Source organism: Mammaliicoccus sp. J-M40 (assembly GCF_022386395.1).
GTDB lineage: Bacteria > Bacillota > Bacilli > Staphylococcales > Staphylococcaceae > Mammaliicoccus > Mammaliicoccus lentus.
This window is the reverse complement of sequence record NZ_JAJNIQ010000004.1, coordinates 197,586-208,399: the sequence shown is the minus strand read 5'-3', so window position 1 is coordinate 208,399 and position 10,814 is coordinate 197,586. Positions and strand designations below refer to the sequence as shown.

The window sequence follows — 10,814 nt, the reverse complement described above, 5'->3', positions numbered from 1 at the left end:
CAGGATCAAACTCTCCATAAAAGAAGTAAGCTTGATTAGCTCTTGTTGATTGGTTAAGCCAATCACTCTTTGAAGTACTTTCAGTACTCAATTATTGGAATTAACGTTGACATATTGTCATTCAGTTTTCAATGTTCATTTTAAAAATTTTATGGAGCGGGTGATCGGAATCGAACCGACATCATCAGCTTGGAAGGCTGAGGTTTTACCACTAAACTACACCCGCTTATTCGATTTAAATTGATGAATGGTGCGGCCGAGAGGAGTTGAACCTCCACGGGATTTCTCCCACTAGGCCCTCAACCTAGCGCGTCTGCCATTCCGCCACGACCGCGCATGGTTTGCAGCTCTTTCAATCAATTTCTTATTTAAGTGACTGTCATTAATTATATTACTTAATGTTTACAAAGTCAACAATTTAGTTTAACTTTTTAATGTAATTTTACTTTCTTGAAATTGCCTTAACGTTTTGGTTCGTTTTGTTTAAGCAACGTTTATTATCATACGACGGATTTCTAATTTCGTCAACAACTTTTGTACGTTTTTTTATAAAAAAAGTACTACACTTCAAATTTCTAGTGTAGTACTTTCCTTTAGTTTATTTTTGATACTATTTTTAACTTTCCACCACATCGTCCACATCTATATTTCTGTGTATTTACCTTTTTGATTCTTTTAAATTTCAATTTACATTTAGTACATGTATATACATAATTAGCTCGTTCATCATAACTTTTAATAGGTTTACAAAATCTCGGTGCATCTACTAATTGTATTAACTGCTTAAAATCTTTATCTCTATGTTGATATCCTTTACCTTCTATATGTAGATGATAGTGGCAAAGTTCATGTTTAATAATATCAATTAGTGCTTTTTCACCGAAATGATTAAGTTGTTCTGGATTAATTTCTATATTATGTGAATTAAGTAGATATCGCCCACCCGTTGTTCTTAAACGTTTATTAAATATTGCTTGATGTTTAAAGGGCTTTTGAAAATACTCCAACGAAATTTGTGAAACAAGTTCTTGTAGTTCATTATTTTCCATTAGGATCTATCATTGTTAGTGATACTTTTTGTTTTTCTAGATTAACATCTAACACCCATACATCTACAATATCTCCAACACTAACAACATTCATTGGATGTTTTACAAAACCTTTAGATAATTTAGATATATGAACTAAACCATCTTGTTTAACTCCTACATCTACGAACGCACCGAAATCTACTACATTTCTTACAGTACCACTTAATGCCATATTTGGTTTTAAATCTTCCATGGATAAAACATCTGATTTCAGAATTGGTGTTTCAAACTGATCACGTGGGTCCCTAAGAGGTGCAATTAGTGAAGAAATGATATCTTCTAATGTAGGTACACCTATATTTAGTTTCTCACTCGTTTCATTTAATTCTATTTTATTTAATTTTTCTTTTAAGTTATCTGTTCCTATATCTTCTTTAGATAACCCTACATATTTAATTAATTCATAAGCTGCTTCATAACTTTCTGGATGTATAGCAGTTTTGTCTAAAGGTTCTGTACCTTCTAAAATTCTTAAGAAACCGATACTTTGTTCAAATGTCTTATTACCTAATCTAGGTACTTTCGCAATTTCAGAATGATGTTTTATAGCGCCTTGCTCTTCTCTAAACTTGATAATATTATGCGCTACAGTATTGCTCAAACCTGATACATAACTTAATAATGATGGTGAAGCTGTGTTTACATCAACACCAACTTGGTTTACAGCAGTTTCTACAACGAATTTTAAAGTTTCTGATAAACTCTTTTGGTTAACGTCATGCTGATATTGTCCTACACCTATTGATTTAGGATCAATCTTCACTAATTCACTCAATGGATCTTGTACACGTCTACCTATTGACACTGCACTTCTTTCCTCAACTTTAAAGTCTGGGAATTCTTCACGTGCAACTTCCGAAGCTGAATATACTGATGCTCCCGCTTCGTTAACAATTATAAACTGACAAGATAAGTTATGTTTCTTTATCATTTCTGCCACAAATTGTTCCGACTCTCTACTTGCAGTACCATTACCTATAGCAACCAATTCAATCTGATGCTTATTAACCATATCTAAAAATACTTTTTCCGATTGTTCTATTTTAGATACTGGTGGATGAGGATAAATTACATTCTTATCTACAAATGAACCGTACTCATTTATTACTGCTAATTTACAACCAGTTCTATAGGCTGGATCTAGTCCTAATATCTTTTTACCTTTCAATGGAGGTTGTAATAATAAGTTCTTCAAATTCTCAGAAAAAATTTCAATAGCATGATTTTCAGCTTTTTGAGTTAATTCAGTTCTTATTTCTCTTTCAATTGATGGTAATATTAAACGTTTTAAACCATCTTGTATTGCTTCTTTTATAACTTCAAAATGTTTATGCTTTTCACCAATATATTGTTTTATCAAATATGACTCTAACTTTTCTTGGTCTATATCGAAACTTACTTTTAGTACACCTTCAGTTTCGCCACGATTAATTGCCAACACTCTATGAGGTACGATTTTTTTAATAGGCTCTTCATATTCGTAATACATTTCAAATATATTTTTTTCGTCTTCTGCTTTTTTCTTTTTCTCAGTTACGAGTTTACCTTGAGTTTCAATTTGATTTAATATGTATTTTCGGTATTTTGGTTCATCAGAGACAATTTCGGCGATTATATCTTGTGCACCTTTAATAGCGTCTTTTTCTGATTTAACTTCTTCAGTAATATATTGAGCCGCTTCATCTTCAAGTGTATGTGTATCTTCACCTTTAATAATCCATGTTGCTAAAGGCTCAAGCCCTTTTCTTTTTGCTTCTGTTGCTCTCGTTTTTTTCTTTTTCTTAAATGGACGATACAAGTCTTCTATTCTTTGAAGTTTTGTTTGTTTTAAAATATCATTTTTTAAATCTTCAGTAAGCAACCCTTGTTCATCGATAAGTCGTATAACTTCTTCTTTTCGTTTCTGTAAATTAACAGCATAATTATATTCAGTTTCTATAAGTTTGATTTCAACTTCATCTAATCCACCTGTTAGTTCTTTTCTGTATCTCGCAATAAAAGGAACTGTATTCTTATCTTCTAGCAATTCTAGAACTGTTTTAATTTGTTTTTCTGAAAACGGATGGTTATTTTTTATAATGTTAATCAATTCTTGATTCATAGTTGCCTCCTAAAAATGTTTATAATTTATTTTAACATAAATCACGAAATTGAAATTATTGCTAACTTATTATTAATATAAAAAAGTCCGAGACATAAATAAATGTCCCAGACTCACTATCGTTATAGTTTATTCACTTCATGGCTGCTTCTTGCAACTTTTTAATTGCTGTTCTTTGTAATCTAGAAACATGCATCTGGCTAAGTCCAATTTTTTCTCCAGTTTCTTTCTGACTCAAGCCTGTTATAAACGTGTATTGAATGATTTCCCGTTCACGCTCTGTTAATATTGGTAGAATTTTTTCAAGTATCATTCTTTTTTCAGTTAAATCGTAACCTTCTTCTGAATCTCCCATTATATCTAACAGCGTAACAGTCGATCCATCTTTATCTGCTTCAATAGTGTGGTCGACACTCAATGCATTATAACTTTGTCCCATTTCCATAGCTTCTAATACATCTTCTTCTGTTACTTCTAACCTATTTGCAATTTCAATAATTTTAGGCGAACGACCTAATTCATTCGTTAACTCTTCATTAGCTCTTTTAATCTTTGGGCCAATTTCTTTAATTCTTCTAGGAACGTGTACACTCCATGTTTTGTCTCTAAGATATCTTTTAATTTCACCAATTACTGTCGGCACTAAAAAAGCTTCGAATTTACGTTCGAACGATGTATCAAATCTTTTAATTGCGCCTAACAACCCGACCATACCTACTTGAACGAGATCTTCATGGTGTGCTTGACCTTTAGAATATTTATAAGCTAATGATTCGATTAACTTTTGATAATGTAATACAAGTTTTTCTTGAGCATCATTATTATTATTTTCCTGATAGTCTGCAATCCATGCATTTATTTCATTTGGTGAAACTTCTTTATAAGCTTTGGACTCTTCCGTCATGTGTTTGCACCTGCTCTTTAGATAAATACTTTATCATACTTATTGTAACACCAGCGTCTTTTTGAACACTCACTTCATCCATTAATGATTCAATAAGAAACAAACCTAATCCGCCTTGTCTCATGAAATTAACATTATCACTTTCTTGATATGGACCTAACACTTTTTTAGCTTCTTCATAGTTAAAGCTTTTACCTGAATCAGAAACGATGATTTCAATTTTATCTGTATATACAAGATAACCGATAAGTATTTCTCCATCAACTTTATCACTATAAGCATGTTTCACTGCGTTTGTGACCGCTTCTGATACTGCAATTTTTGAGTCTTCTATATCTTCATATGAAGCACCAGCACGATTGAAGACACCAGATAATGTTAATCTTACTAGTCCTACGTATTCCGCTGCTGCAGGAAATCTCATCTCTATATAATCATAGTTAGATGTCATTTTATTTTACCTCCGTTCCCTTGTTGACATGCATGAGTTCTTTAAGACCCGTAATTTCAAATAATCTTTCAATTCTTTCTGATACGCCGAGTACATATAAAGATTTCCCATGCTCGTTTAATGATTTTAATGTGCCAACAAATAAACCTAAACCGGTAGAATCTAAATAACTCACATCTTGCAAGTTTACATGTATATCATGAGTTCCTTTTTGTCTAATTGGTTGTAAAACTTCTTGTAGTTCTGGCGCAGTGTATACATCTAATTCACCGCCAACCTTTATTTCGTAATAATTTTCATGTTCTGTTGTTTCAATGTTAAGATTCATTCTTCCTTACACCCCTACTTATATTAGACTTTCATCATTAATATCTACCCTATATATTTAATATTAATCTTATTATTTTACACGTTTTACAATTAATATTGTTAAATCATCTCGTTTGTTAGGATTTTGAAGCTTCACAAGCTCTTCATATAGTATTTGTACGATATCTTGTGGATGTAACTGTTTATGTTCTTTTATCATATTAAGTAAATCTTTAGTTTTAATGAATTCATTTTGCTGATCTCTTAATTCAGTAACGCCATCTGTAAATACTATAATCATATCTTGCAATTCAATTTTAATTTCGCTTTGTTTATACCTTGTATGTTTATTTACACCAAGTACAATTCCTCTTTCGGTCATTTCCTCAAACTCTCCAGTTTGATCTCTGTATATATAACCAGGTTCATGACCAGCAGAGCTATAATAAAGCATATTATTAATTTCCTCATAAAGTCCATAAAACATCGTGACGAACATATTTTGGTTAACGTTTTTTTCGACTACTCGGTTTAAACGTTTTAAACCATCACTTGGTAATTGAGAATGGCCGTATGAGTCCATTCCAAATTTAATCATACTCATCGCAAGTGCTGCAGGAATACCTTTCCCTATAACATCTGCCACTGCAAAGCTCATTGTGCCATCATTATGGTCAATCAAATTGAAGTAATCTCCACTTACTCTTTGTGCTGGCACAGAAATTGCCCCAATTTGAATGCTATCAAACTGAGGGATTTGGGGTTTCAGCATCGTTTGTTGTAGACTTGACGCCACATCCATTTCCTTATCATGAATTTTAATCTTGTTTAACAATTTCTTATAATCTCTATATGTGAAACCATAGCCAATGATTACTTCTATTAATACGTCAAAAGAACTTACAATCTGTTGTTTTGTTAAATCATTTTGATCGCGAATGATTTCTAAATGCAATTGCACGATTTCTTCTGGCGAAACATTATCTTCAATTGCTTCATTAGAATAAGTTTGACAATTTGATAGAATATCATCATTTGAAGTATTTACGTATTCTAACAATAATTGTTGATAATATTGCTTCTTCTGCTCTGACACAAAGTCACCTCGTTTCTAAAAGACTAAAAAAGCTTTAGGCTAATCCTAAAGCGATTGTTGCTTTAAAAGATGTATAATTCTTCTAAAACATATATTCAATATCCTATGTATTACCTAATGTATCAAATTTATATTGCAAAGTGAGATTGAGGCTAATTGCAATTGCAGAATCAACCTCTTTCATCTTTGCATCAGATAAATATGTTAATTTTTCTTTCAACCGTTTCTTATCGATTGTTCTAATTTGTTCTAGCAAAATAACTGAATCTCTATCTAGTTTATATTTCGCTGCTTCAATTTCTACATGTGTAGGTATTTTAGCTTTATTAATCTTCCCAGTAATCGCTGCTACAATAACAGTCGGACTATATCTATTACCTGTGTCATTTTGTATAATAACGACTGGTCTTGTTCCCCCTTGTTCAGAACCAGTTACTGGAGAAAGATCTGCAAGATATACATCTCCTCTTCTCATTTATTCACCTTGTTGAGAAGTTAAGTGTGACTCATTAGAATCACAAGCTTCACATTCACTATAATATGCTTCAGACGCAAGGGAGAGATTTAAATCAGCCATATAACGGTATCCTTCTTTCAGTGTTTGTTCTAAACTTTGATTGCGATTTTGTGTTAACGATGTCATAACAAATACCTCCAGATTAATTAAGCTTTAAAATTATGAAAATTAAGTTATTAATATCATAACAAATGTATTTAGTTTTGACTATATCATTTTAGTAATTCATTTGTAATTTCACTATTTTCACCTGCGTAATATATACGTGGTAATCGTTTTTTCAGATTACAAAGCACCTCATAATTTATTGTATCTAAAGCGTTTGCAATTTTTTCAGCTGACTGTTCCGAATCAATATCGTTATCCATGAGAATAACCTTATCTCCAACTTCTACATCATCAGGTACTTTAATCATTGTTTGATCCATGCAAACTCTACCTATTACAGGGCACTGAGAACCATTGACATTAACATAGGTATTTTGCATTTTTCTTAAATAACCGTCTGCATAACCAATAGGCAAAGTTGCTACTTTCGTTTTTTCTGAGGTCGTGTACGTTGCTCCATAACTAACAGTATCGCCTGCTTCGAGATATTTAGTTTGAACAACTTCTGTTACAAGTTGTGCTGCTGGCTTTAATTTCAAGTTTGAAATTTCTTGTATATATTGTGATGGATAATATCCATATAGTGAAATACCAAACCTTACAGCAGTACAAATAGATGCGTCATATCTTAAAGCACCAGCAGAATTTTGAGCATGAACATACTCTGGAGTATGTGAAGATTCTACAAATTTCTCGAATAAATTATATTGTTGTTCAGAAAAGTCATTTGGTTCATCAGCAGATGCAAAATGGGTATAAACACCTTCAAAAATTAAACGTTCATTCGTTTCAATCGTATTAATGACCTGTTGGTATGATTCGATACTTCTCAGTCCGATTCTACCCATTCCTGTATCTATTTTAACATGCATCCAAAGTGGCTTATCTGTTTCATCATTTAAAAATTCAATTGCACTTGATAACCATTCTTCTGATGGCACCGTTACTGCTACTCTATGTTGAACTGCTTTATTAATATCTTGAGTGTTGATTACACCTAATACTAGAATCTTAGCTTTAATACCATGCATTCTCAGTTCTATTGCTTCGTCTAAAGTAGCAACAGCAAAAAAGTCTACCCCTTCATTCATAAGATATGTTGCTATTGGCACACTTCCTAATCCATATCCATTAGCTTTAACTACCGCCATAATCTTTTTATTTGGGTGTAAACGGCCTACTGCTTGATAATTTTCTAGAATCGCTGGTAGATCAACGTTGATATAAGTTGGCCTATAATATTTTTCGGACAACAGCAAAGCACCTCCTTGTATAATATTTGTATTTTATCATATCGCTGTTATTCTTGCTTACTATTATCCACTTCTACTACAACAAATGCTTCCGCGTACGATTGAGTATGTGCAATGGAAACATGCGTTATAAATCCCTCACATTTAATATTCGGTTTCCCTTTTGAATCAGGTAAACAATTAACAGAATGAAATCCATAATCTTTTCCTATACCTGTTCCCATTGCTTTAGTAAAAGCTTCCTTTACAGCAAATCTACCTGCCAAAAATTCTACTTTCCTATCTTCTAAAGAAATGTTATTAAAAATTTCTATTTCATCATCTGTGAGTATTTTTTGTGCCATTGATGGTCGTTTATTATACCAATCACGAATGCGGTCAATCTCAATTAAATCAATCCCTACTCCGTGAATCATACGTTTTCACCTTCATTTTCATATTCATCTTTATTATCATCAATTCTATTTTGTATAGAACGTTTAATTTCGTTTGCTATATCAACTTTTAAATATTTTAATCCGCTATTTCCACCTGCAGTAGATAATGAAATACTAGCTAAGTTAAATTTTCTCATGAAAAAACCTTCATACAAGTCAACATTCTGAATTCTACCCATCGGTATTGTCGATTCTTCAATCATAAAAATACCTGATTTAATATTTACTTCATCATTTGTTATGTCATAACGGAAATTGCGGTACATATAATATGGTTGAATGATTAAGCCATATATACCAATAATCAAACCTATTCCAATAGGAATTAATATAAACCATTTCGAAATATCTGTTAACCACAATTTAAGTACGACAAACATAGCGATTGTTATGATTAAAATTATTGCTAAAGTAATCAGAGTACCTATTCGTTCAACTGTTTTTCCTTTTGGATCCATTTTATGTTTAGGAAGCATCTTCACTTACCTCCTTTTCCTTATACCAATTATAAATATCGATAGCATCTTTTTTATTAATAAATCTCAAGCCTTTAGATAACATTCCATTGCCATATGCAAGATGAATATTAAAATGTGCTATATCTTTTCTTTTAATAATAGGATTTTCGCTTAACTCATACGTTAAAATTTTATCTCTATTTGCCCAAATTGTTTCATATTCAAATGGCGATGCATTTAAAATACTAATCGAATCATCAAATACTTTAAATCCGGATTTTGTAGTTTGAACAGTCGCATATAATAACATGATTAAAATAATTGCCGCTCCTATAATCCAAGTGTATGACCATAAGTATATTTGTATAGGTAATACAATAGCGATAATAAATAAGCTTGGAATAAAAATTCTTCTTCTAATTCCTTGTAATGGTAATCCTTGTTTTACTGGTTTAAATTGAAATTGTGGAATAATTTCTTCAAGTAACTTGTATGCTTTTTGTTTCTTTAAAAATGGTAATATCGTTACATGTGTAACATCTAACTCTTCAGCATTTTCAAAATTACCGTCTGTCGTTATAATTGCAGAAATTTTAGTATAACCAATCATTCTTCTAAAAAGTGTTTCTTCTTCTTTCAATGCTTGAATTCTTGTAATTGGTACTGTTCTTTTCTTAACTGTTAACAATCCGTATTTTACAGTTAAAAGTTCTCCGTCAAACGTTAGCTGATACCTAAAGTTCTTAACAAAGACAATTAATGAACCAATAATATAACTCAATATAACAAATATTACGCCTAAACTTACCATAATAACTGTTAAATTAACAAATTGGTTAATAAGCGGATCTATTAATGCTTCGACATCCATAACTTGTGCTAAAAAGCCATACAGTGACCCTAAAGCTGCGAACACTATTAAAATACCACCACTTGTAAAACTCATCTTCAATAATTCTTTTACTGATAATCTGTAGAAAACGACATCTTCTTTCTCATTTATCGTTTCTTGTTCATTTTCATTTCGTTCTTCTTTATGTTCATCATTTAAATCAGCTTCATTATCACTAACTTTACTATTTGCATTTTTAATTTTATTTTTTCTTTCTTTTATGTAATTAGATAAATCATCGCTTTGTTTTTTAGTGACTGTATCTAGTTCTATACCATCACTTGCAGTTTTTACACTTAGATTAACACCACCTAATATTTGATGGACTATATTTTGAGATGTATCCATAGATTGTATACGTGCAATGTTTAATTCTTTTCTATTTTTAGAAAAAACGCCCCATGTCATAATAAGTTGGTCATTTTCAATCCAATATCTTGTTTTGTATATTTTAATACTTTTAGTAATTGTGCCCAATACTGAAAAAATTAAGATAGCCCCTGGAAATATTAACTCGAAAATATTATCGAATCCACTTCTAATTACTAAAAAGATACCTATAATTAAAGGGAATAAATTGGATTTTATAGATTGTAATAGTCCACTGACATATGAGATTGGATGTAATTTTTGAGGATTAAACATCATCTGTCACCTCTTTTACTTTAGTAATGATTTTCTTCCTTGTTTCTTCGGCTAATTTTCGATTAACCATTGGTAGTCTGATTCTACTACCCGCTGTTACGACTACAACGAAATATATATTAAATCTTCTAGAAATTGGTCCATGTTCAATTTCAATAAATTGAATTCTATTAATAGGCTGTACTGAACGCTTTTGATAGTATAACCCTTTTTGAATTTCAATTGAGTGTTCACTTATTTCAAATGAAGTTCGCTTCAATCGTATAATCGGATTTATAAAACCTAAAACAATTATGATTACCAATAAGGCTGTAACAGGATAAATTAGAAAATGCCACCAATCAAACCTTTGCCATAACCAAATAAAAACACTGTATAACAAAATTAAAAAAACAATTGAAATACAATGATCGATATAATCATATTTTATAGATTGCTTTGGCATTTTGTTATCTAAAACTTTTTTATACATACTATCTCCTTCTCCATTACAATTTAGGTGTATTATATCATAAAAAAAGACGCATAACCTTTGAGATTATGCGTCTTTTT

Annotated in this window: 13 protein-coding genes and 2 tRNA genes; all 15 read right to left on the bottom strand. The window is 31.3% G+C overall.

Annotated elements, in window-relative coordinates; all coding sequences use genetic code 11:
• Nucleotides 1–152 precede the first annotated feature (152 nt).
• The 15 genes from LQ688_RS07370 to LQ688_RS07300 all read right to left on the bottom strand — a co-directional run bounded on the left by LQ688_RS07370 (nt 153) and on the right by LQ688_RS07300 (nt 10,734).
• Nucleotides 153–226: transfer RNA gene (locus tag LQ688_RS07370), tRNA-Gly, on the bottom strand.
• A gap of 22 nt (nt 227–248) precedes the next feature.
• Nucleotides 249–334 (bottom strand) — tRNA-Leu (locus LQ688_RS07365).
• 259 nt (nt 335–593) lie between these two features.
• Nucleotides 594–1,049, bottom strand: a complete 456-nt coding sequence (locus LQ688_RS07360) for a SprT family protein (protein ID WP_064204135.1) — start codon at nt 1,047–1,049, stop codon at nt 594–596.
• A complete protein-coding gene (locus LQ688_RS07355) occupies nt 1,039–3,192 on the bottom strand; it encodes a Tex family protein (protein WP_064204136.1) in 2,154 nt (717 codons plus the stop codon). Before LQ688_RS07355 ends, LQ688_RS07360 begins: the two co-directional genes overlap by 11 nt.
• Before the next feature lie 133 nt (nt 3,193–3,325).
• Nucleotides 3,326–4,096 carry an RNA polymerase sigma factor SigB gene (gene sigB, locus LQ688_RS07350; RefSeq protein ID WP_016999688.1) on the bottom strand — a complete coding sequence of 257 codons (771 nt, stop codon included), beginning with the start codon at nt 4,094–4,096 and terminating at the stop codon, nt 3,326–3,328.
• Entirely contained in the window at nt 4,071–4,547 is a 477-nt protein-coding gene (gene rsbW, locus LQ688_RS07345; protein ID WP_016999689.1) for an anti-sigma B factor RsbW, read from the bottom strand. The genes sigB and rsbW overlap by 26 nt, the downstream gene beginning before the upstream one ends.
• Before the next feature lies 1 nt (nt 4,548).
• Complete coding sequence (locus tag LQ688_RS07340) at nt 4,549–4,875, bottom strand: anti-sigma factor antagonist (protein WP_016999690.1); 327 nt, start codon at nt 4,873–4,875, stop codon at nt 4,549–4,551.
• 72 nt (nt 4,876–4,947) lie between these two features.
• Entirely contained in the window at nt 4,948–5,952 is a 1,005-nt protein-coding gene (locus LQ688_RS07335) for a SpoIIE family protein phosphatase (protein ID WP_016999691.1), read from the bottom strand.
• A gap of 103 nt (nt 5,953–6,055) precedes the next feature.
• On the bottom strand, nt 6,056–6,427 hold the full coding sequence (locus LQ688_RS07330) for a type II toxin-antitoxin system PemK/MazF family toxin (protein ID WP_016999692.1): 372 nt from the start codon (nt 6,425–6,427) through the stop codon (nt 6,056–6,058).
• A complete protein-coding gene (gene mazE, locus LQ688_RS07325) occupies nt 6,428–6,595 on the bottom strand; it encodes a type II toxin-antitoxin system antitoxin MazE (RefSeq protein ID WP_016999693.1) in 168 nt (55 codons plus the stop codon).
• Nucleotides 6,596–6,681: 86 nt separating this feature from the next.
• Nucleotides 6,682–7,830 carry an alanine racemase gene (gene alr, locus LQ688_RS07320; protein ID WP_070044858.1) on the bottom strand — a complete coding sequence of 383 codons (1,149 nt, stop codon included), beginning with the start codon at nt 7,828–7,830 and terminating at the stop codon, nt 6,682–6,684.
• Nucleotides 7,831–7,877: 47 nt separating this feature from the next.
• The gene (acpS, locus tag LQ688_RS07315) at nt 7,878–8,246 is read right to left on the bottom strand and encodes a holo-ACP synthase (RefSeq protein ID WP_064204140.1); all 369 of its coding nucleotides are present in this window, start codon (nt 8,244–8,246) and stop codon (nt 7,878–7,880) included.
• Nucleotides 8,243–8,743: a PH domain-containing protein gene (locus LQ688_RS07310; protein WP_016999696.1), complete on the bottom strand. Its 501-nt coding sequence runs from the start codon at nt 8,741–8,743 to the stop codon at nt 8,243–8,245. The genes acpS and LQ688_RS07310 overlap by 4 nt, the downstream gene beginning before the upstream one ends.
• A complete protein-coding gene (locus LQ688_RS07305; RefSeq protein ID WP_016999697.1) occupies nt 8,733–10,265 on the bottom strand; it encodes a PH domain-containing protein in 1,533 nt (510 codons plus the stop codon). Before LQ688_RS07305 ends, LQ688_RS07310 begins: the two co-directional genes overlap by 11 nt.
• A complete protein-coding gene (locus LQ688_RS07300; RefSeq protein ID WP_016999698.1) occupies nt 10,255–10,734 on the bottom strand; it encodes a PH domain-containing protein in 480 nt (159 codons plus the stop codon). Before LQ688_RS07300 ends, LQ688_RS07305 begins: the two co-directional genes overlap by 11 nt.
• Between the last annotated feature and the right edge of the window lie 80 nt (nt 10,735–10,814).

Excerpts from the sequence above, each read along its gene's own strand:
- LQ688_RS07360 (WP_064204135.1), bottom strand. The coding sequence starts at position 1,049 with ATGGAAAATAATGAACTACAAGAACTTGTTTCACAAATTTCGTTGGAG.
- LQ688_RS07355 (WP_064204136.1), bottom strand. The coding sequence starts at position 3,192 with ATGAATCAAGAATTGATTAACATTATAAAAAATAACCATCCGTTTTCA.
- sigB (WP_016999688.1), bottom strand. The coding sequence starts at position 4,096 with ATGACGGAAGAGTCCAAAGCTTATAAAGAAGTTTCACCAAATGAAATA.
- rsbW (WP_016999689.1), bottom strand. The coding sequence starts at position 4,547 with ATGACATCTAACTATGATTATATAGAGATGAGATTTCCTGCAGCAGCG.
- LQ688_RS07340 (WP_016999690.1), bottom strand. The coding sequence starts at position 4,875 with ATGAATCTTAACATTGAAACAACAGAACATGAAAATTATTACGAAATA.
- LQ688_RS07330 (WP_016999692.1), bottom strand. The coding sequence starts at position 6,427 with ATGAGAAGAGGAGATGTATATCTTGCAGATCTTTCTCCAGTAACTGGT.
- mazE (WP_016999693.1), bottom strand. The coding sequence starts at position 6,595 with ATGACATCGTTAACACAAAATCGCAATCAAAGTTTAGAACAAACACTG.
- acpS (WP_064204140.1), bottom strand. The coding sequence starts at position 8,246 with ATGATTCACGGAGTAGGGATTGATTTAATTGAGATTGACCGCATTCGT.
- LQ688_RS07310 (WP_016999696.1), bottom strand. The coding sequence starts at position 8,743 with ATGCTTCCTAAACATAAAATGGATCCAAAAGGAAAAACAGTTGAACGA.
- LQ688_RS07305 (WP_016999697.1), bottom strand. The coding sequence starts at position 10,265 with ATGATGTTTAATCCTCAAAAATTACATCCAATCTCATATGTCAGTGGA.
- LQ688_RS07300 (WP_016999698.1), bottom strand. The coding sequence starts at position 10,734 with ATGTATAAAAAAGTTTTAGATAACAAAATGCCAAAGCAATCTATAAAA.